Source organism: Alcaligenes sp. SJTW-7 (genome assembly GCF_047716895.1).
GTDB lineage: Bacteria > Pseudomonadota > Gammaproteobacteria > Burkholderiales > Burkholderiaceae_B > Alcaligenes > Alcaligenes ammonioxydans.
Genome location: NZ_CP136682.1, coordinates 3,370,088 through 3,389,642 on the forward strand (window position 1 = coordinate 3,370,088; position 19,555 = coordinate 3,389,642).

General features: G+C 57.5%; 19 protein-coding genes and 1 riboswitch. Of the genes, 7 read left to right on the plus strand and 12 right to left on the minus strand.

The window, feature by feature from the left end; translation table 11 throughout:
• Positions 1-116 precede the first annotated feature (116 nt).
• Together RSQ48_RS15250 and RSQ48_RS15255 are read right to left on the minus strand one after the other, a co-directional pair.
• Positions 117-587 (minus strand): tRNA (cytidine(34)-2'-O)-methyltransferase, encoded by a 471-nt coding sequence (locus RSQ48_RS15250; protein ID WP_336579948.1) that lies wholly within the window; start codon positions 585-587, stop codon positions 117-119.
• A 54-nt stretch (positions 588-641) separates the two neighbouring features.
• Positions 642-1,391 (minus strand): ComF family protein, encoded by a 750-nt coding sequence (locus RSQ48_RS15255; protein WP_230406213.1) that lies wholly within the window; start codon positions 1,389-1,391, stop codon positions 642-644.
• Positions 1,392-1,472: 81 nt separating this feature from the next.
• Here RSQ48_RS15255 and RSQ48_RS15260 point away from each other — a divergent pair, with 81 nt between their 5' ends.
• Both RSQ48_RS15260 and RSQ48_RS15265 read left to right on the plus strand, forming a co-directional pair.
• The gene (locus RSQ48_RS15260; RefSeq protein WP_059318214.1) at positions 1,473-2,387 is read left to right on the plus strand and encodes a methyltransferase domain-containing protein; all 915 of its coding nucleotides are present in this window, start codon (positions 1,473-1,475) and stop codon (positions 2,385-2,387) included.
• Positions 2,388-2,489: 102 nt separating this feature from the next.
• Positions 2,490-2,631: riboswitch (FMN riboswitch) on the plus strand.
• Between the two features lie 96 nt (positions 2,632-2,727).
• Entirely contained in the window at positions 2,728-3,219 is a 492-nt protein-coding gene (locus RSQ48_RS15265) for a 6,7-dimethyl-8-ribityllumazine synthase (protein ID WP_003802166.1), read from the plus strand.
• A gap of 110 nt (positions 3,220-3,329) precedes the next feature.
• On the opposite strand, the gene RSQ48_RS15270 is transcribed toward RSQ48_RS15265, so the two are convergent.
• Genes RSQ48_RS15270 through rsmB form a run of 4 tightly spaced genes read right to left on the minus strand, consistent with a single transcriptional unit; the run spans position 3,330 to position 8,320 of the window.
• Positions 3,330-4,025: a response regulator gene (locus RSQ48_RS15270; protein ID WP_003802167.1), complete on the minus strand. Its 696-nt coding sequence runs from the start codon at positions 4,023-4,025 to the stop codon at positions 3,330-3,332.
• Between the two features lie 21 nt (positions 4,026-4,046).
• Positions 4,047-6,383, minus strand: a complete 2,337-nt coding sequence (locus RSQ48_RS15275; protein ID WP_415302360.1) for an ATP-binding protein — start codon at positions 6,381-6,383, stop codon at positions 4,047-4,049.
• Positions 6,383-6,967, minus strand: coding sequence for a DUF4390 domain-containing protein (locus tag RSQ48_RS15280; RefSeq protein ID WP_003802169.1), 585 nt, complete (start codon positions 6,965-6,967; stop codon positions 6,383-6,385). The genes RSQ48_RS15275 and RSQ48_RS15280 overlap by 1 nt, the downstream gene beginning before the upstream one ends.
• A gap of 48 nt (positions 6,968-7,015) precedes the next feature.
• Positions 7,016-8,320, minus strand: a complete 1,305-nt coding sequence (gene rsmB / locus RSQ48_RS15285; protein WP_051010435.1) for a 16S rRNA (cytosine(967)-C(5))-methyltransferase RsmB — start codon at positions 8,318-8,320, stop codon at positions 7,016-7,018.
• Between the two features lie 204 nt (positions 8,321-8,524).
• Between rsmB and rimO the strand changes: the two genes are divergently transcribed.
• The 5 genes from rimO (at position 8,525) to RSQ48_RS15310 (ending at position 13,557) form a co-directional block, all read left to right on the plus strand.
• A complete protein-coding gene (gene rimO / locus RSQ48_RS15290; protein WP_415301955.1) occupies positions 8,525-9,844 on the plus strand; it encodes a 30S ribosomal protein S12 methylthiotransferase RimO in 1,320 nt (439 codons plus the stop codon).
• Between the two features lie 155 nt (positions 9,845-9,999).
• Positions 10,000-10,524 carry a gamma carbonic anhydrase family protein gene (locus RSQ48_RS15295; RefSeq protein ID WP_003802172.1) on the plus strand — a complete coding sequence of 175 codons (525 nt, stop codon included), beginning with the start codon at positions 10,000-10,002 and terminating at the stop codon, positions 10,522-10,524.
• Positions 10,525-10,560: 36 nt separating this feature from the next.
• A complete protein-coding gene (gene galE, locus RSQ48_RS15300) occupies positions 10,561-11,568 on the plus strand; it encodes a UDP-glucose 4-epimerase GalE (RefSeq protein WP_003802174.1) in 1,008 nt (335 codons plus the stop codon).
• Positions 11,569-11,690: 122 nt separating this feature from the next.
• Positions 11,691-12,452, plus strand: coding sequence for an aspartate/glutamate racemase family protein (locus RSQ48_RS15305; RefSeq protein WP_003802175.1), 762 nt, complete (start codon positions 11,691-11,693; stop codon positions 12,450-12,452).
• A 217-nt stretch (positions 12,453-12,669) separates the two neighbouring features.
• The gene (locus RSQ48_RS15310) at positions 12,670-13,557 is read left to right on the plus strand and encodes a LysR substrate-binding domain-containing protein (RefSeq protein ID WP_003802176.1); all 888 of its coding nucleotides are present in this window, start codon (positions 12,670-12,672) and stop codon (positions 13,555-13,557) included.
• Between the two features lie 94 nt (positions 13,558-13,651).
• On the opposite strand, the gene hpaI is transcribed toward RSQ48_RS15310, so the two are convergent.
• The 6 genes from hpaI to RSQ48_RS15340 all read right to left on the minus strand — a co-directional run bounded on the left by hpaI (position 13,652) and on the right by RSQ48_RS15340 (position 19,224).
• The gene (hpaI, locus tag RSQ48_RS15315; RefSeq protein ID WP_003802177.1) at positions 13,652-14,455 is read right to left on the minus strand and encodes a 4-hydroxy-2-oxoheptanedioate aldolase; all 804 of its coding nucleotides are present in this window, start codon (positions 14,453-14,455) and stop codon (positions 13,652-13,654) included.
• 174 nt (positions 14,456-14,629) lie between these two features.
• Complete coding sequence (locus tag RSQ48_RS15320; protein WP_230406214.1) at positions 14,630-15,373, minus strand: ABC transporter ATP-binding protein; 744 nt, start codon at positions 15,371-15,373, stop codon at positions 14,630-14,632.
• The gene (locus RSQ48_RS15325; protein WP_003802179.1) at positions 15,349-16,179 is read right to left on the minus strand and encodes an ABC transporter permease; all 831 of its coding nucleotides are present in this window, start codon (positions 16,177-16,179) and stop codon (positions 15,349-15,351) included. Before RSQ48_RS15325 ends, RSQ48_RS15320 begins: the two co-directional genes overlap by 25 nt.
• Positions 16,179-17,192: an ABC transporter substrate-binding protein gene (locus RSQ48_RS15330; RefSeq protein WP_003802180.1), complete on the minus strand. Its 1,014-nt coding sequence runs from the start codon at positions 17,190-17,192 to the stop codon at positions 16,179-16,181. The genes RSQ48_RS15325 and RSQ48_RS15330 overlap by 1 nt, the downstream gene beginning before the upstream one ends.
• A gap of 140 nt (positions 17,193-17,332) precedes the next feature.
• Positions 17,333-18,829, minus strand: a complete 1,497-nt coding sequence (locus RSQ48_RS15335) for an acyltransferase family protein (protein ID WP_415301956.1) — start codon at positions 18,827-18,829, stop codon at positions 17,333-17,335.
• Positions 18,805-19,224 (minus strand): acyltransferase family protein, encoded by a 420-nt coding sequence (locus tag RSQ48_RS15340; protein ID WP_415301957.1) that lies wholly within the window; start codon positions 19,222-19,224, stop codon positions 18,805-18,807. The genes RSQ48_RS15335 and RSQ48_RS15340 overlap by 25 nt, the downstream gene beginning before the upstream one ends.
• Between the last annotated feature and the right edge of the window lie 331 nt (positions 19,225-19,555).

Consider the following 19,555-nt stretch of genomic DNA (forward strand, 5'->3'; position numbering starts at 1 on the left):
TTGCAGGGCCATCTTTCTGTGGATTCGACCACCATCACGCACAGTCCGTCCAAGCTCAACGGACTGTGCCGCCTCACTGCCAGCCCCATGTCATGGCGAAGCAGACCAGCCCCCCTTTACACCCCGCCCTCATAGCCTGCCTGCCGCCAGGCCTCAAACACACAGACCGCCACCGCATTGGACAGGTTCAAACTACGCTGCCCAGCCAGCATGGGCAAACGAATCCGCTGCTCCTGAGGAAACAATGCAAGCTGTTCGGCCGACAAACCTGCAGTTTCACGACCAAACACAAACACATCACCCGGCTTGAAGCTTTGCTCCGCCAGCAAATGGCTGCCGCGCGTCGTCAGAGCAAAAGCCCGATCGGCCGCGGTGCCGGTGGCGCGCAACGCCTCTTCAAGGCTGTCATGCACCTTGACCTGGGCCCATTCGTGATAGTCCAAGCCGGCACGGCGCAGCTTGCTGTCCTCAAGCTCAAAGCCCAAAGGCCGTACCAGATGCAGGACACAGCCTGTATTGGCCGCCAGACGAATGACATTGCCCGTATTGGGAGGAATCTCGGGCGAAACCAGGACGATATGAAACATGAAGAACCCAAAAAAACACAGAAAAGCCGCCAGCTGGCGACGCAACAGAAAAGACTAGAACCTCGTTGACTTCCAGGGCGCCCGAGCCGCGACCAAGGCATACACCGGGCCGGCGCCGGCCACACGACAGGCACGCGCCAGTGCATCCAGCGTGGCCCCCGTCGTCAACACATCATCGATGAGCAGCACGGCACGCCCGTCAAGCGGCTCCAGCACCTGAAAAACACCCCGCATGGCTTGCCTGCGAGCCTGACGCCCCAGAAACTTCTGGGCCACGTCCTGACGTGGCGACAATGCGACGACATGCAGACATGCCGCTAAACCCAAACGACGCGCTACGCGCTGAGCCAGCACGGCTGCCGGGTTAAAACCCCGACGGCGCAAGGCGTCGCGTTGTGAGGGAACCGCTATGACCCGACACCCATCATCCAGTGCTGGCCCGTAACGGCGCCATTGCTGCAACATCAATTCCGCCAGCACCGCTGCCACCTCCAGCCGACGGGAAATTTTAAACGCATGAATCAACATATCGCCAGGATGTTCATAGTCAAACCCGGCCACGGTGGCTTGCAAGGAAAATTGCCCCGCTCCGCAATCCGGGCAGGCCAGCAAGGCCAGGGGCGGCAAGGCCAGCGCACACCGTGGGCATCGCAAGTCATGAACCGGCCTGAGCAGGGCATGACGACACCAGGGACACAGCGCCCCGCTTGGTGAACGCAAGCCACACAACATGCAGGGGCGGGCCGGCAGGGGAAGCCCTACAAGACGATGGAGCGACTCGCGCCCGAACTGGGGATGCGCCATAATAGATCATTACCTTTCAGAGCCAGGCTGATCCGATCACAGCACAAGCTCCTGATCCACGCCAGCAACGTCCGCGCAATTATGTCCCAGTTACCTTCTTTGCCTATCAACTCCGCCCACGTCGAGCAGCAATTCAATCGCCGCGCTCCCCTGGATCACGCTCAGTTTCTCTACGGTGAAGTCGCCCAGCGGATGTTGTCCCGGCTGGCCTTGGTACGGTTACAGCCCACGCATATTCTGGATGCAGGCTGTGGCGCCAGCCACGCGCTCGAACCGTTACGCTCACGCTATCCGGACATGAAATACACCGGTCTGGATCGCAGCGCGAAGTTGCTGGACGTGGCTCGCGAGCGTTACCAGTCCAAACCCAGCCTTTGGCAGAAACTGCGCAATCAGCCTACCCCGGCTGCCAGCTGGATTCAGGCTGATATGGCCGATACCGGCCTACCGGCTGAAAGCCAGGAACTGATCTGGTCGAATATGGCCCTGCACTGGCACCCCGAGCCCCATCGGGTACTGGCCGAATGGAATCGTCTGCTCAAACCTGAAACGCTGGTGATGTTCTCCTGCCTGGGGCCCGGTTCTTTTGCCGAACTGCGCAGCGCCATGGAGCAGGCAGACCTGGGCACCAGAACGCTGGAATTCGTGGACATGCACGACTTTGGTGATCTGCTGCTGGAAAGCGGCTTTGCCGATCCTGTCATGGATCAGGAACTCGTCACCCTTACGTACCGCAGCGCCGAGAAACTGCTGGATGATCTGCGCCTGCTGGGCGGCAACCCGCACCCTCAGCGCAAGGCTAGCCTGAGCACCTTGCCCTGGCGTCAGCGTCTGCTCAATGCGCTGGAAAAGCAGCGCCACATGGACGGAACCCTGCACCTGAGCCTGGAAATAGCGTACGGACATGCCTGGCGTGCCCGCAGTCGCCGCAGCACTCATGGAGAGGTGAGCGTACCCATCTCCACCATCAGCCGCCGTCCCAAGCCTCAGGAATAGGCGGCACCCCCAAGCCCGTTCCAAGGATGGGCAAGCAGATGGGCCCTCTCTGACAAAAAAATGGTTTAGGGGTACACTTTTGCGGTTAGCCAAGCTGGCTAACAATGTTCTCAGGGCGGGGTGCAAGTCCCCACCGGCGGTAATGGCACAGCCTAGCCCGCGAGCGCCTGACCTTGTATCAGGGACAGCAGACCCGGTGTGATTCCGGGGCCGACGGTATAGTCCGGATAAAGAGAGAACGGGATATCTTCACCCCTGTACAGGAGCCATCCTGTTGGGGGCTTGAGCTGTCCTGCTTCCTGCATGCCCTGTTTTTGTTGTCATAAAACAGGAAACCAACATGAACAGCATTACCCCAGCCAATCGTCTGGCCCCTCGCATCGCTTTTATTCAAGCTTGCTGGCACAAGGACATTGTGGATCAGGCCCGCCAGGGCTTTATCGACGAAGTCACCTCCTTGGGCCATGACAGCAGCCTGATCGACTTCTTTGAAGTAGGCGGTGCTTTTGAAATCCCGCTACATGCACAGCGTCTGGCCCAATCGGGACAATACGCGGCGATTGTAGCGGCGGGCCTGGTCGTAGATGGTGGCATCTATCGCCACGACTTTGTGGCCACCGCAGTCATTCAGGGCTTGATGCAAGTGCAGCTCAGCACTAATGTGCCTGTGTTTTCAGTCGTGCTGACTCCGCACCACTTCCATGATGGCAAGGAGCACCACGATTACTTCCATCGTCACTTTGTGATCAAGGGCCAGGAAGCGGCCCGCACGTGTCTGGATACCGTCGCCAAGTTGCAGTCCCTGCCTGTGGCACAGGTCGCCGCGCTCTAAACGACAAGGCGGCCTGTCAGGCCGCCCCACCATCCCCCCCCGGCCCGCTGCTCCTGGCAGCGTCGGGACAGACTCAAACCCTGTCGACCCCTATTGGGGCACGGCCCGTCTCAAGACTGGTTACGCTTGCGCGACGAGTCGATACCCAGCTGTTTGAGTTTGCGGTACAAGTGGGTTCGCTCCAGACCGGTACGCTCGGACACGCGAGTCATGCTGTGATTTTCACGGCGCAGATGATATTCAAAATAAATGCGCTCGAACTCGTCACGCGCTTCACGCAAGGGCAAATCCAGGGAAATGCTGCCCAACTGGGACTCATCCTGCTCGACCTCGGGTACGGTCATGGCAGGGGCCATGCCAGGCGCCATCGGCGCTGCCTCAGGACGACGCTCCCCACCCTGCACCACCGGACGAGCTGCCGCTGCCAATGTCTTGGGCGCAACGGTACGCTCCAGACCGGAAGCAACGGTCTTGAGCAAACGCTGCATGGTGATTGGCTTTTCCAGGAAATCCACTGCACCGATACGGGTGGCTTCCACCGCCGTATCCACCGTGGCGTGGCCGCTCATCATGACCACCGGCATATCCAGCAAGCCTTGGGAAGCCCACTCTTTGAGCAGACTGACACCGTCTGTGTCTGGCATCCAGATATCCAGCAAGACCAGATCGGGGCGGCCCCGCAAGCGTGCCTCGCGAGCCTGGGCGGCATTCTCTGCCAATTGCACGGTATGTCCTTCGTCGTAAAGAATTTCCGACAAAAGTTCCCGAATGCCGATTTCGTCATCAACTACCAGAATTCTGGCCATAAAACGTCACCTACGTGATTTTTACGCATTATCGTTTGCTCGCCGCCCAGAGTCCAGACGAATATGCTGGCCAGCAAGCCGGGTAAAGAGGATGGAAATGCGAGCCCCCCCCTCACGGCGATTGGAAACATCGATTCTGCCGCCGTGCTCCTCGATGATTTTCTTAACTATAGCAAGTCCCAGACCCGTGCCGGTGGGCTTGGTGGTTACGTATGGTTCAAAAACACGCACCAGCATCTGCGGATCAAAACCGGGCCCGTTATCTGAGACCACAAAACTGACCGTCGTAGCCGAGTCGGAACCTTCTACGCCTGCAATCATGGTTTTAACAAATACATGCGCCTGGTCAAGTGATTGATCCTGGGCAGCGGCTTCCCGAGCATTGGCCAGCAGATTATGAATAACCTGACGCAACTGTGTGGGGTCCCCCAGGACCATCGGCAAATCCGGGTCCAGTTCCACGTCAATCGCCACACTGTAACCGTCGTCCCGAACCATGCCTTCTTCCGGGTCCCAACCATATAAAGTCAGCACTTCGGTAATCAGCTCGTTCAGATTCAAAGCCTGCATCTGAGTGGCGGGCTTGCGGGCATACTCACGAAAATCCTCCACCATCTTTTTCAGGGAGGCAACCTGGTTGACGATGGTATTGGTGTAGCGCAGCAGCATGGCCGCATGCACCTCGTCCAGTTGCGATTCCAGCTTCATGGCCAGACGTTCGGCAGACAGCTGAATAGGCGTTAAGGGGTTTTTGATCTCGTGCGCCAGGCGTCGGGCCACTTCGCTCCAGGCCACCAGACGGCTGGCAGAAATCACGTCAGTAATGTCATCAAACACCACCAGATAACCCGTGGGCTGGCCGTCGACCCGCAGCAAGGTGCCCCGAGCCAAAACGGTGACGATAGTATCACGCGCCTCATTGCCTTCTTTCATGTCCAGCTCAAACTGCTGCTGCCAATAAGGATGATCGGACCCCATGGCCTGATGCGTGGAAAACGCTTCGCGTATGACGGATGCAAACGTCAGCGCTCCGTCCAAGGTCTCCAGCGGGCGACCTTTTATGGAGCGCAAATCCACTTGCAGGATTCGTTGCGCCCCTTGGTTGAACATGGTCACGCGAAACATTTCGTCAAAGGCCAACACCCCGCTGGACAGATTGCTGAGCACTGACTCCAGATACATATTGGAGCGCTCCAGCTGCAAGCGATTTTTCTCGACCATGCGGCGCGCCTCATCCAGTTGCCGGGTCATGGCATTGAACGAGCGGGTCAACTGGCCGACCTCGTCCTTGGCGGGCGGTTCAGGCAAGGCCCGGTAATCCCCCACCCCTACCGCCTGCGTCCCGGCAGCCAGCGTCAGCAATGGGCGCGTCAGACGGCGAGACAGGGCCAGGGCCGCAGCCACAGCGGTAAATACCGCCAGAATCAAGGCCAGTGTCAAGGTGATGCCGTAGAGCTTGCGCAAGCCCTGACGGGACAAAGCCAGCTCCTGATAATCCCGAAACCCCTGCTGGACCTGGTTGGCATTACGGGCGATCTTGTCGGGCACAGGCTGGATCACCTGCAGCCAACGCGAGTCCGCCGTACCGCTCAGGCTTGCTGTAAAACGGTTGGGATCGGCCAGCGGCAGCACCGCCCGCAAACGCAAGCCGGTCGACTCTGCCGGCCCCCCCCCCTCGTCCAGGCCATTGTCATGCACCGGGGCATCATCATCCACTTCAGCCGCCGCGTAACGACCCGAAATACGCAACTGATTCATCACGCTGGAAGGGGGCATGTCCGGTAGCAAGGTGTCATACCGTGAGGACGAAAAGGCAATCAAGCGGCCATTGCCAGAAAACACCATGGCTTCGGTCACACCGCTGTTTTCCCGCAATGAGATCAGCAGACTGCTGTACTGGGCGCTATCGGCTTTGTTCAGCGCCGCCACCATTTCCTGGGCGCGGCCTTCCAGCTCGCTGAGCTGCGAATCCAGAGCCGCCCGCCCCAGACTCAGCCCTGACTCCAAGGCCGAATCCACTCGTACGTTGAACCAGGACTCGATCGAGCGCGACATGAACTGCACCGAGAGCAGATAGATCAGCGCACCCGGAATAATCCCGATCAGTGTGAAATAAAAAGCAAAGCGCGCCGTCATGCGGGCCCCAAACTGGCGCCTGCGTATTTGCCTGAACAGGCGAATCGTCAGCATCAGCACCCAGGAAATCAGGGTGGCCGCCAGCACGCCGTTGAGCACCAGCAACAGATCATATTGCTGTGCGTAGCGCGAGGCGTTGCCTGTTGACCAGACCAGCAGCGTAAACAGCGCCAACGCGCTGACTCCCGCTCCAAACAGAGCGGTACGCAAGATCCAGCGGATCAAGGTTGGGGCTCGTCGACGGAGACGGAAAAGGAAAAGGTTTTCCATGGGGTGGCCAATGTCCAGGCAGAACTATTGATGGCATCCACTTGAAAGGGGCGAGCCAGCAAGGAGGTATCCAGGCGCAGACGCACACGACCCTGGTATTCCTGGTCGCGGTCCAGATCCGCCACATAGGCAACTGCCCAGCCACGGATATGGCGCAGCATGGCCAGTGCATCATTCATGGAGGATTCGGGCAAAGACAGGTCCCCGGTTCCCACACGCCACTGTCGGGTTAACGCGTTATACACAACCCGCCAGGTTTGTTGTTCTTTAACAACATTTTTATCAAACCAATACCAACGGGGCTGAGCCAACTCCACTTCAACCGTGAAATACAGCGGCACCCCTTTCTCGGCAGCCGTCCGCAACTCCGGACTGAGTTCGAACTCGATATCCGCGTCGATATACAGCTTTTCGTCCCGAATATGGGGCTCGACCTTGACGACCCGCTCTCCCGACGTGGCAACCGGCACAATCGTATTGGCCGAGCTGAGCGCGCAGTTGAAAATCAGCAGAAAAGACAGGAAAACGCGCCACATCGTGATTAACCGCAAAAAGGACAAAGTCAGAGCCCTAATTGTGACAAGTCAAACCGGGCGCGTAAATAAGGCATAGAAAAAACCGTCGCCATCTGCCAGAGATCGTCCTGCAACGCCGGGCAAAATCTGGCCAGGAGAGTCCAAAAGCTGCGCCTCGGGATGACGGGCCAAAAACGCCTCGACCTGTTGCTGACCTTCGGCCGGAAAAATCGAGCAGGTCGAATACAACAAATGTCCACCTGCTCGCAACGTGGACCACAAGGCATCCAGTATAGAGCTTTGCAGACGGGCGGTATCGGCAATGTCCGACTCGCGGCGCAACCAGCGAATATCCGGGTGACGACGCACAATGCCCGATGCCGTACAAGGTACATCGGCCAAAATCGCATCAAAGGGCTGACCATCCCACCATTGGGCCGGACGCGCCGCATCACCCCGTTTCAATTGAACCTTGTCGCTGGCCAAACCCAGACGACGCAGGTTATGCCCCACTCGCTCCAGCCGCTCGCCGTCCGAGTCCAGGGCCAACAAGGAAACATCGGCCTGCTCCAGCAAATGCGCCGTCTTGCCACCCGGAGCCGCGCAGGCATCCAGCACCCGCATGCCATCCTTGACCGGCAAGAGCAAACCGGCCTGCTGGGCGGACCAGTCCTGCACCGACCACCAGCCCAGATCAAAACCGGGAATCGCCTGAACCGGCATGGCCTTATCCAAAGTCACCGCGCCAACTCCAGGACTGCTCGACGCAATCCCGGCTTCAGTTAGCACCGCCTGCAAACGCTCTACCGAACAACGGCGCTGATTAACACGCAGCGTCAATGGACCGGGGCGGTTGGCCGCTTGCAGCAAGGCTTCCCAATCACGCGGATACGCGCGACGCAATTCCTTGACCCACCAGCCGGGGTGATTCCAGCGTGCCTCGGGACGGCTCTCGACCTGAGACAAGATCATCTTGCGCTCGCGCGTGAAGCGGCGCAGCACGCCATTGACCAAACCCTTGGACAGACGCAGCGCAGCCTGACTGTCTGCCGCTCGCACCGCCTGATCCACCACGGTATGGACGGCATACACTGGCACATCCGGGCGATCCTCAAACGCCTGGGCATCCTCCTGCACCCGCATGGCCGTATCCAGCAAGGCCAGCGACACCATCAGCAGGGCATCCAGCCAGCTATTGCTGGGCTGGCGCGGCACCAGCGTGATACGAATCTGACGAGCGTGGCCCAAACGGCGCAGGACATGAAAGCTGACAGACTGCACGGCCGCACGCGCCGCGGCGGGCGTCGCGGCCAGGCTTTCAGTCAGGGATTTGCCGGCCAGCACGCCTTCAATATTGCGCGCGCTCAGCAGCATGACTTCGGACAGGGGCAAGGAGGGGGAAAGATGGGTGTCGGACACAGAACAACCGCTAGAAAAGAAAAATATGACTGCGACTGTAGCACTATTTACCGCATAAACCGGGCTCAAACACACAAGATCCGCACGCATCGGGGCACGGGACGGTAAAATCAAGCCTATTTCCCAATTTCGAGCCCTCAAGCTCCAGAAGGACCCTCTATGAGCGCCCCCAAAGTCGGATTCGTGAGCCTGGGTTGTCCCAAGGCCCTGGTCGATTCTGAACGTATTCTTACTCAACTGCGCACCGATGGCTATCAGATCACCCCCAGCTACGACAATGCTGACGTGGTGGTGGTCAATACCTGTGGCTTTATCGACAGCGCCAAGGCCGAATCGCTGGAAGCGATCGGCGAGGCACTGGCGGAGAACGGCCGCGTCATCGTCACCGGCTGCATGGGTGTGGACGAAGGACTGATTCGCGAGGTCCATCCCTCCGTGCTATCAGTCAGCGGCCCCCAGCAGTATGAGCAGGTATTGCGCGCCGTGCGTGAGGCCGCCCCGCCTTCGCTGGATCACAATCCTTATATTGATCTGGTGCCTCCGCAGGGCATCAAGCTGACCCCACGTCATTACGCCTATCTGAAAATTTCCGAAGGCTGCAACCACAGTTGCAGCTTCTGTATTATCCCTTCCATGCGTGGCAAGCTCGTCAGCCGCCCGGTAGGCGAGGTACTGGGCGAGGCCGAGCGTCTGGTCAAAGCCGGCGTCAAAGAACTGCTGGTCATCTCCCAAGATACCAGCGCCTACGGGGTGGATATCCGCCAGCGTACCGGCTTTTGGAATGGCCGCCCGGTCAAGAGCAGCATGGTGGAACTAAGCGCTGCCCTGTCCGAGCTGGGCGCCTGGGTGCGTCTGCACTACGTCTATCCCTATCCACACGTAGACAACATCATTCCCCTGATGGCCGAAGGCAAGGTGCTGCCCTACCTGGACATCCCTTTCCAGCACGCCAGCCCCTCGGTGCTGCGCGCGATGAAACGCCCTGCATTTGAGGACCGCACCCTCTCGCGTATCAAGCAGTGGCGCCAGGACTGCCCGGATCTGACCATACGCTCGACCTTCATCGTTGGTTTCCCCGGCGAAACAGAGGACGACTTCCAGTACATGCTGGACTGGATGAGCGAGGCGCAACTGGATCGCGTGGGCTGTTTCCAGTATTCGCCCGTCGAAGGCGCACCGGCCAACAAACTCGATGGCATCGTCCCTGACGAGGTCAAACAAGAGCGCTGGGAACGCTTCATGGAACATCAGCAAGCCATCTCCACCGCTCGCCTGGCTGCCAAGGTAGGCCGCGAGATGGATGTACTGATCGATGAGATCGACGAGGACGGCGACGCCGTAGGCCGCTCCAGCGCCGACGCCCCCGAGATCGACGGCAACGTTTTCATCACCAGCGCACAAACCCTGGAACCCGGTCAAATGGTGCGCGTGCGCATTACCGACTCCAGTGAATATGACTTGTTTGGCGAACAGGTTTAAGCGCTGACCAGCCCCGATGGCTCAAGCAGGCCCGTGTCACTCTGATGACACGGGCGCTATACATCAAGCTGCCCTTAACCGTCCCGTACTCTTGCCCAACTGTCCCCGCCCCAACACCGGACATGGGCAGCCGGGCACCATTCCAAGGATCTGTCATGCCCGTCTACCAATTAGATCAACATGCCCCGCAAATTGACGACAGCAGCTTTGTTGCCGCCGAGGCAACACTGATTGGCAAGGTCGTACTGAAAGAGCACAGCAGTGTCTGGCCAGGTGCGGTCATTCGTGGCGATAACGAAACCATCACCGTAGGAGCAGGCTCCAACGTCCAAGAAGGTGCCGTCCTGCACACCGATCCGGGCTACCCGCTGACCATTGGCGACCATGTCACCATCGGCCACCAGGCCATGCTGCACGGCTGCACGATCGGTGAAGGCGCCTTGATCGGCATTCAGGCTGTGGTCTTGAACGGGGCCGTCATCGGTCGCGATAGTCTGGTGGGTGCCGGCGCGCTGGTCACTGAAGGCAAAGTCTTCCCTGAACGCAGCCTGATCATTGGCTCGCCCGCCAAAGCGGTGCGCACCCTCAGCGATGAAGACATTGCCAAGCTGCGTCAGAACGCCCGCGTTTACGCTGAGCGTGGCGGCCACTATAAAACGGCCTTAAAGCGCATCGACTAATCCCTGTTCTCGATTTGTTTTCAACTGGAAAGACCTATGGCCAAAACCATTCTTGTTACTGGCGGTACCGGCTTTATCGGCTCTCATACCTGCGTCGAGCTGATTGCCCACGGTTATCAGGTTCTGATTCTGGACAACCTGAGCAATAGCCAAAAAAGTGTTCTGGATGCCATCACGAAAATCACCGGCACTCAGGCCGGCTTTATCGAAGGCGATATCCGGGATCGGGCCTTGCTCGACACTATTTTCCAGCAAAACGCGATATCTGCCGTTATCCATTTTGCCGGTTTGAAAGCGGTGGGCGAATCCGTTGCCCAACCCCTCAAGTATTACGACAACAACCTCACGGGCACGCTAAGCTTGCTGCAAGCCATGCAACAGGCCAAGGTACGAACTCTGGTGTTTTCGTCCTCCGCCACCGTGTATGGCGACCCCCAGCAACTTCCCATTCCCGAGACACATCCGCTGTCCGCCACCAATACCTATGGCCACACCAAACTGGTGCTGGAGCAGGCAATGGGCAATCTTTACCACAGCGAGCCGGGCTGGCGTATTGGCTTGCTGCGTTATTTCAACCCGGTAGGCGCCCACGAATCGGGACTGATCGGCGAGGCTCCTCAAGGCATTCCCAATAATCTGATGCCCTACATCGCTCAGGTTGCGACGGGGCAACGCGAACAGGTCCAGGTTTTTGGGCACGACTATGACACGACGGATGGCACGGGCGTGCGCGACTACATCCATGTCTGTGACTTGGCCAAAGGCCATGTCGCCGCCTTGGAGTACCTGGAAGCCAAAGACAGTGAACTGCTGACTGTCAACCTGGGAACGGGGCGTGGCTATTCTGTTCTGGAGATGATTGCCGCCTTTGCGCGCAGTTGTGGGCGCCCTATTCCCTACACGCTGGCCCCACGTCGTCCTGGAGATATCGCGGCTTGCTGGGCAGACACGGAAAAAGCCCGCGAAACCTTGGGCTGGGAAGCCAAAAAAGGCATTCAGGAAATGTGTGATGATGCCTGGCGCTGGCAGTCGGGGCAGGCCTGACCCGTGCATGCGTGCCATCGCCATTGGCGATGGCACGTTGACAGATGGTTGATTTGCAAGGAAGAAAACGGGTCCTAGAATAAAGGTGTCAATCTAAAAACCACCCTCAGAGACAGATTCCCATGAAAACCTATCGCATCGGCCAGATCGTTCCCAGCTCCAACACCACGATGGAAACCGAGATTCCTGCCATGTTGCAGGCACGTTACGCCGAGTTTCCTGAAGAGCGCTTTACGTTCCACTCGTCGCGCATGCGCATGATGCACGTGAACCCCGAAGAACTGAAAGCCATGGACATTGCCAGCGACCGCTGCGCGGTTGAGCTGAGCGACGCCCGCATGAACGTGATGGCCTACGCCTGCCTGGTGGCCATCATGGCCCAAGGCGACGGCTACCACCGCGTCTCGCAAGAGCGTCTGCAGAACACCGTTAAAGACAACGGCGTGGACATTCCCGTGCTGAGCTCGGCCGGTGCCTTGGTCGATACCCTGAAAGAATTCGGCTACAAGAAAGTCTCCATCATCACGCCGTACATGAAGCCGCTGACCAAGCGCGTGGCCGACTACATCGAAGCAGAAGGCATCGAAGTTCAAGACTCCATCAGCCTGGAAGTGTCGGACAACCTGGAAGTGGGTCTGCTGAATCCAGAAAACCTGCTCGAGCACGTCAAACGTCTGAACCACGACGGCGTGGACGCCGTCATCCTGTCCGCTTGCGTGCAGATGCCTTCCCTGCCTGCCATTCAGCGTGCCCAGGACCAGATCGGCAAACCCGTTCTGTCCGCCGCAGTGTGTACCGTGTACCAGATGCTCAAGACACTGGGTCTGGAAACCCGCGTTCCCAACGCAGGCCACATCCTGTCAGGCGTCAAGCCACAAGCCTGATCCAGCCAGCCTGGTGACGCACAACCCTGTCGACCTTACATCGGCAGGGTTTTTTTATGCCTGATCAGTTTTCAACAGAGGGGCATGCCCCCATGAGGATGAACACTCCAGCGCACGCGGTCACCTAAACGCGCGGCTTGCCCACCACCGCCGCTAAGGAACGTCTTGAAGGCCGCAGCTTATGCAGACATGCTGAAAAAAACGATATGATGCCAGCATGAAACTGGACCTTCTGACCCTCAAACTATTTGTCCGAATACTGGAAGAAGGCACGATCAGCCAGGCGGCTGAACGTGAGCACATTGCCGCCGCCGCGGTCAGCCGCCGCATCGCGGATCTGGAACAGTCTCTGAACACGACCTTGCTGCTGCGCACCAACAAAGGGGTCAGCCCAACCGCCGCAGGTCTGGAGTTGTTGTACCGCTCCCGGGCGCTGCTCAATAGTGCGCAGGAAATCGAAACCCGCCTGCAGGCCTTCTCACAAGGCCTGCAAGGTTTGGTCCATATTCTGGCCAATACCTCCGCCATCTCACAATTTCTGGCTGAACCGCTGGGCGAATTCGGGCGTCAACATCCGGCGATTGCCCTGCAACTGGAAGAACAAACCAGCCTGGACATTATTCGCGCCCTGTCAGAGGGCAAAGCAGACCTGGGAGTGTTTACCCGCCTGCCTTACGCCGCCGATATCCAGGCCTATCCGTTTCGCAGTGACAAGCTGGTGGTACTGGCGCCCATCCATCATCCTTTGGCCAGGCACGAGAAAGTACGTTTTGAGCAGACTCTGGAACATGAGCAGATCACGTTGCTAAGCGGAACACAGCTGCATTACCAGATCACCAAAACCGCCATGGAGGCCAACCGCTCCGTGCGCATTCGTACCGAAGTATCGGGCTACGACGCCATGTGCCTGTTGATCAACGCCGGAATGGGGATTGGCATCTTGCCACGCAAGAGCGCCAGCATTTACCAGATCCCCAATACACGCATGATTGAACTGGACGAAACGTGGAGCCAACGGGAAATTCTGATTGGAGTACGTCGGCGCGATGATCTGCAGCCCAGCGCTGAAACCTTGCTGAGCTTTCTGCTGGACAGCAGTACCTGAGCACGAGCTCTCTGGAGGCAGCAGCAATCTGTGCCCGACAGGCGGTCAAACTGCCACCCCGTCATGGGCAGGTCCGAAGCCCCTGGCATTTAGCTCAGTACGCTGCCCCTGGCTGAGCAACAGGCACGGCAATCTCATCCTTGAACTGACTCAGTAACACCGTAGCGGCTTGCCGCAGCAACACGGCGTCCACGCCGACGGCGACAAACAGGGCTCCCAAGGACAGGTAGCGATGCGCAGCCTGAACATCCGCCTGCAAAATACCCGGCGCCTTTCCCGCCTGACGTATACGTACAATTGCCTCTTCAATCGCCGCCAGAACCGCCGGATGTCCTGGTTCGGTCAAATAGCCCATGCTGGCGGCCAGATCAGCCGGACCAATAAAAACCCCGTCCACGCCTTCCACCGCCAAAATCTCATCCAGGTTTTCCAGGGCTTGCCGTGTTTCAACCTGGCATAGCACGCACATTTCCTGATTGGCCCGCTCCAGATAATCAGACGTGGCCCCCCAGCGGGCCGCGCGAGCCAAGGCAGCACCCACACCCCGGATACCATGGGGCGGATAGCGAACCGCCGCCACGGCCGCCCGGGCTTGCTCGGCATCCTGCACCATGGGAATCAGCAGGTTCTGAGCCCCTATGTCCAGCAGCATCTTGATCTGCACGGGATCATTCCAGCTAGGACGGACAATCGGCGCGATCGGGTGGGCCGCGACCGCCTGCAACTGCGCCAGCAAGGTCTGCACCGTGTTGGGAACGTGCTCGCCATCGAGCAAGATCCAGTCGTACCCCAGGCCAGCACACAAATCCGCCACGTACGGGCTGGCCAAGCCATGCCACAAACCGATCTGTGGCCTGCCTTGCTGCACAGCCTGCTTGAATGTATTGACCGGATGCATCCTATCTCTCCTTGTGGTCTGCGTGGGCATCAAACAAGCAGTGTAGAACGCACACGGGCAAAATGAACGTGAACACGAGGTTTATGTCCGGTACGTCATCGTCCATGGACGGCAGATGAAAGACAAAAAAAGGCCCCACACCGGGGCCTTTTCAAGGCAAGACAACAGGCGGTGCTACAAAGCCTGCCCAACCTGTTTGACCAACTCGCCAAAACGGGGCGTCGTGCGGTCTCGTGGGCGAGGCAGGTCCACCTCGATCCGAGCACTGACCCCTGCCGGACTGCCTCCCAGCACGATAATGGTATCGGCCAAAAAGACAGCTTCATCAATGTCATGCGTCACAAATAACACGGCCGCTGAACTACGCTGCCACACCTGCACCAGCTCATCCTGCAAAGCCTGACGGGTCAAGGCATCGACCGCCGAAAAAGGCTCGTCCATGAGCAGTAAATCAGGCTGTACGGCCAGAGCACGAGCGATACCCACCCGCTGCACCTGCCCACCCGACAATTGATGCGGCCAACGGTCTTTCAGGTGGGCCAGCCCTACCTGATTCAAGGCCGCCTCAACTCGCTGCTCGCGCTCCTGACGCGACAGCCCCAGACCTTCCAGCCCATACGCCACATTTGAAGCAATGCGTCGCCAGGGCAGCAGGCGGCTGTCCTGAAAGACAAACGCATTGGCGCGCCGACCGGGGCTATCGTGCAGATTGGAGCGCAAATGTCCGAAGCTAGGTTGGCTCAAACCAGCTGCAGCCCGCAACAAGGTGCTTTTGCCAACACCGGAGCCACCCACAATCGCCACAAAATGCCCGGCCTGAACATCCAGGTTCACATCACGGATCACCGGCGCCGGCGCACCGGGGTATTGAAAACCAAATCCCTGGAACTGAATCAAGGCTGCCACTGAAGTACCCATTTGTTAAAAGTCAGAAACAGCATGTCGCACAAGGTGTAAACCACCGAGATGATCAGCATGTAGACCACGACCGCATCGTAAGCCCCTACCCCGGCTGCGGCATTCATTTCCTGTCCCATGCCAGGAACACCCAGCAGCTCGGCTGCAATCAGCGTCATCCATGCCTGTCCGATGCCGGCGCGCACGCCGCTGAGCAATCCGGGGCTGATGGCAGGTAAAACTACCGTCCAGGCGCGGGAGAAATAAGAATGGTGCCCGAAGGCAGCCGCCAATTCGTAATAGCGTGGATCTACCGAGCGCACAGCACTATACGTGGCAAAGTAGTTCAGCCAGAACACGCCAATAGCGATTACGAAAGCCGCCCCGGTATGGCTAACCTTGAACCAGGCAATCGCAAACACCACCCAGGCCAGTGGCGGGATGGGACGCAGCAGACGCACCAGGTAGGCCTGCAACAAGTCAAAGCGATGGATGGTTGCCGCAGCCAGACCAAACCCAATCCCCAGGATGGTGCCAATGCCCAAGCCCCAGAAATAATGCACCAGACTGGACTGGGCAGCGGGCCAGAGCCGGCCAGCCTCGATTTCCTGAAACAGGGCCGATGGCAGGCTGAAGGGATCAGGCAGCGTACCGCGAGGAGCCCAGCCATAAACATAAGCCAGACGCCACACACCAATAAAAAGCACAAGGCCGGCTACACCGTAAACCATCCGCTCCAGGCCTCGACGCCACAAGGCATCGAGCCAGACGCCGTCAGAAGCGGGCGCAGCAGCGGGCGGCAAACTTGCTTCTTTTGCAACGCTCATCAGGGAGCCGCCTTTTCGTAGAAACGGATATCGAACAAGCTTTGTACATCGTCAAGCTTGGTCGCCAAGGTGCCCAAGGACACCTGGAAATCCTGCAGTTGAGCCGTGCCGTCAATAATCTTGCGGGGGTCAGGCTGAAACTGATCACGCGAGCGTTCGATGGCTGCTTGAACGATCTCTTTAGGCAAACGTCCACCGCCCACATACTTCTGCACATACGGGGTGGCCTTGGCAGGCTCATCGCGCAGCATGGCTGTGGCACGCAAATGGGCATTGACCAGATGCTGAACCAGCTCAGGCCGGGATTCGATCAGACCTTCGCGCACCAGCAGCACCGAACCAGGCTCATTGGGGAACAGTTCACCACCGTGCGCCACAATTTTGGCATCAGGCTGACGCTGCAAAATCTGACTGACCGTAGGCTCCAAAATGGCAGCGGCGTCCACCGCATGATTGCTCAAAGCCTGCTGAATCTGAGCCTCGCCCTGGTAGATGACCTCGACCACATCCGGATCAACTTTCAGCATATTGCGCAGCCAATACTGCAAGGCCGCCTCGGGAACAGCGCCTTTAGGGTAGCTAGCAACCTTGGGCTTACGGCCCTTTTCCTGCGTAAACCGGGCAACGGCGGCGGCAAAATCCGGTTTGTCGGCATCCAGATAAGCAGACAAATCCCCAATCGCCACCACACTGACCTGCTCCACGATATTCGAGGCCAGAACCTTGACGTCGGCCTCTTTGGCTCTGGCGACCAAAGCCGGACCAATACCTACGTAAGCGACATCCAACTGTCCCGCAATCAGGGCCTGGGTCAATGCGGGTCCGCTTTGAAACTGCACCAATTTGGGCTCAGGCTGCCCTTCTGGCAGTAAGTCGCCAGATCCTAAGGCAACGAACAATTGAGCGGCAGGCATGATGGGCAGATAGCCGATCTCCAGCGTTTGCTCAGCAGCCTGGGCGCCGAAAGAGACAGAAAGAGCAAGAAGACCAGAGGCTACATAACGGGAAAACATAAAGATCTCGTAGAACAGGCTAAAACTGAAGCTTAAACCTGTTGGGGAGACGCATCTTTATTTGCTAATAACCAAAAAGCATTAAAATAGCCTTCTTTACACTTTCTGCTCTGATACCTGCCAGGCTCCCCCTCCGACACTCAATGGCGTCCGGGAGCAAGCAAGTGATGCCCCTCCTGAACAAACAACTGCCCCAGCGAGGTGGAGCCATAGACATTCAAATGATTGTTATCGAAATAGGCCATGCGTCCGGCATACCGGCCCTGCTCGGCAAACGGACGCGCCACCGCCCCGACGTCGACCCAATACACATTGGGGATTCGGTCCACAATCTGTTTGATGATCGCATTGGCAGCCTGCGCCTTCTTTCCTGGCGCTCGTTCAATATGTATGCCCAAACGACTAAAAAGCTCTTGGCGAATGGGAGAGACAGCAAGCTCGGGGACATCCGACAATACATAAACCGGTGTGCTGGCCGCGATACTGCGTAAGGTATGTTCGAGCTTTGAGAGGTAATCGGGGTCAGCCGCCTCCGGTTCTTCGCCCAACTGATAAGACCAGAAGGAAGTGAAAATGACGGCCTCATACTGCCGATAGGCTGTGGCTATATATTCCTTAAGATTCTTACAGGGCTCGCGCGAGGATTCAGGCAAGACATGCTCATTAAAACCAAATACCGGAGAGCAGGAGCTGCCTGTTACCACGTACGCCTGCCACCCCTCTTTACGTCCCACTTCGTCCACAAACGAATTCAAAGCCGCTGCATGAGAATCACCTGTCACCAATATCCGCGGAGATTTCTCCGGATCGCCACGCAAACAGCGCTTGTCAAACGTGCCATGGCAAACATCGGTGCCATAACTCAAGAGCGCAGGATCAAGATCCAAAGACGGCTTGACCGCCTTCAAACCCAGCCCCAAGCCCGCCAGAGCAAGGGCCGGGAGCAAGAACAAAGCCAGAAAAGCCGTCGTGAACCCAACGTTCCAGCGTTTGCAGCGCTGCTCCACCAGCCTGTAGGACAGATAGGCCAGAATAAACATGCAAGGCACTGCCACCAGCAACCAGCTGAGCGGCAACACATAAGCGCCATAAACATAGCGCAGATACGCCAAAATCGGCCAATGCCATAGATACAAGGAGTAGGAAATCAAACCTACCGCGACCATATAGGGTCTCTGAAAGACCCACATGACCCAGCCACCGGTCGCCTGTTCCGAGCGCCCACCGTAAATGAAGAGTCCAGCCCCGAGGCAGGGAATAAGGGCATTGAGCCCAGGAAAAACAGACTGCTTGTCCAGCATCAGCAGCCCGCCCACTATCAGCATGATCCCGGTCAGCTGAAGCAAGTGACATCCGCGTCGATGGCTGTACACCGGCAGAAAAGCAAATAAAGCGCCTACCAGCAACTCACTGAAACGTAAACGCAGTAAAAAATAAACCGAATCTCCTGCATGCGTAGACAGCAAATAATACTGGCTATAGGCAAACCCCAGCGCCACCCCGCACGTCACAAACACCGTCAGAGACAGATCCAGGGTATCCTTGCTACGTCTGGAAAAGAACCTGAAAGCCAGCAAGAACACAAGAGGCCAGATAAAATAAAACTGCTCTTCTATGGAAAGCGACCAAATATGCAATAACGGCTTTTCATCGGAAGCAATATCAAAATAGCCACCGTCTTTGGAAAAAACTGATTCGCCAAAAAAGCAGAAGAATAAAGAACAGAACTAAAAAGCCGATCAAAATCTTCTGGAAGAAGAAGAAAAAATCCAGCCAATAAAGAAAACAGCAAAACAATATAGAGCGGTGGCAGTATTCTTCTAATTCTTCTTTTGTAAAAATCAAAGAAAGAAAACCGCCCCTGCATGACTTCATTTTTTATGATGTGACTAATCAGAAACCCTGAAATCACAAAAAAAACGTCCACCCCAATAAAACCACCGGGCAGCCAATCGGAATTCAGGTGAAAAATCAGGACTGATAGCACAGCCAGGGCGCGTAGACCATCGATGTCACTTCTATATTTCATCATCTTATTTTTACGACCAAGAACGCATCAGTCCTGTATAAAATCCATCAGACCACTGTTATAGTGCGTACCCAGGCAGCGGTCTGCCAAGACACTTCCTGCCGCAAACCAGCCTCGGCATCCTGTCCACAGGGTTCCACATCGGACACCCAGACTGTCACTTCAATACAACAGACATAGTGACAAAAACCACCCAGACACGCACTTACAACCAGCAACAAATACTATCATTGCAGTTCGGCTTTACTTGCTAAGTTTCTCTGATAAGTTAGCGCCAAACGTCCGCCTAACGCAGATGGGACACCATTATTGCTCAAGCACTCCCACACTGGGT

Coding starts and splice junctions, on each gene's coding strand:
- RSQ48_RS15310 (WP_003802176.1), top strand. CDS start 12,670: ATGAAACTGGACCTTCTGACCCTCAAACTATTTGTCCGAATACTGGAA.
- RSQ48_RS15265 (WP_003802166.1), top strand. CDS start 2,728: ATGAACAGCATTACCCCAGCCAATCGTCTGGCCCCTCGCATCGCTTTT.
- RSQ48_RS15320 (WP_230406214.1), bottom strand. CDS start 15,373: ATGGGTACTTCAGTGGCAGCCTTGATTCAGTTCCAGGGATTTGGTTTT.
- RSQ48_RS15340 (WP_415301957.1), bottom strand. CDS start 19,224: ATGATGAAATATAGAAGTGACATCGATGGTCTACGCGCCCTGGCTGTG.
- RSQ48_RS15280 (WP_003802169.1), bottom strand. CDS start 6,967: ATGTGGCGCGTTTTCCTGTCTTTTCTGCTGATTTTCAACTGCGCGCTC.
- galE (WP_003802174.1), top strand. CDS start 10,561: ATGGCCAAAACCATTCTTGTTACTGGCGGTACCGGCTTTATCGGCTCT.
- hpaI (WP_003802177.1), bottom strand. CDS start 14,455: ATGCATCCGGTCAATACATTCAAGCAGGCTGTGCAGCAAGGCAGGCCA.
- RSQ48_RS15270 (WP_003802167.1), bottom strand. CDS start 4,025: ATGGCCAGAATTCTGGTAGTTGATGACGAAATCGGCATTCGGGAACTT.
- rsmB (WP_051010435.1), bottom strand. CDS start 8,320: ATGCTGCTGAGCGCGCGCAATATTGAAGGCGTGCTGGCCGGCAAATCC.
- RSQ48_RS15305 (WP_003802175.1), top strand. CDS start 11,691: ATGAAAACCTATCGCATCGGCCAGATCGTTCCCAGCTCCAACACCACG.
- RSQ48_RS15325 (WP_003802179.1), bottom strand. CDS start 16,179: ATGAGCGTTGCAAAAGAAGCAAGTTTGCCGCCCGCTGCTGCGCCCGCT.
- rimO (WP_415301955.1), top strand. CDS start 8,525: ATGAGCGCCCCCAAAGTCGGATTCGTGAGCCTGGGTTGTCCCAAGGCC.
- RSQ48_RS15295 (WP_003802172.1), top strand. CDS start 10,000: ATGCCCGTCTACCAATTAGATCAACATGCCCCGCAAATTGACGACAGC.
- RSQ48_RS15330 (WP_003802180.1), bottom strand. CDS start 17,192: ATGTTTTCCCGTTATGTAGCCTCTGGTCTTCTTGCTCTTTCTGTCTCT.
- RSQ48_RS15255 (WP_230406213.1), bottom strand. CDS start 1,391: ATGGCGCATCCCCAGTTCGGGCGCGAGTCGCTCCATCGTCTTGTAGGG.
- RSQ48_RS15260 (WP_059318214.1), top strand. CDS start 1,473: ATGTCCCAGTTACCTTCTTTGCCTATCAACTCCGCCCACGTCGAGCAG.
- RSQ48_RS15250 (WP_336579948.1), bottom strand. CDS start 587: ATGTTTCATATCGTCCTGGTTTCGCCCGAGATTCCTCCCAATACGGGC.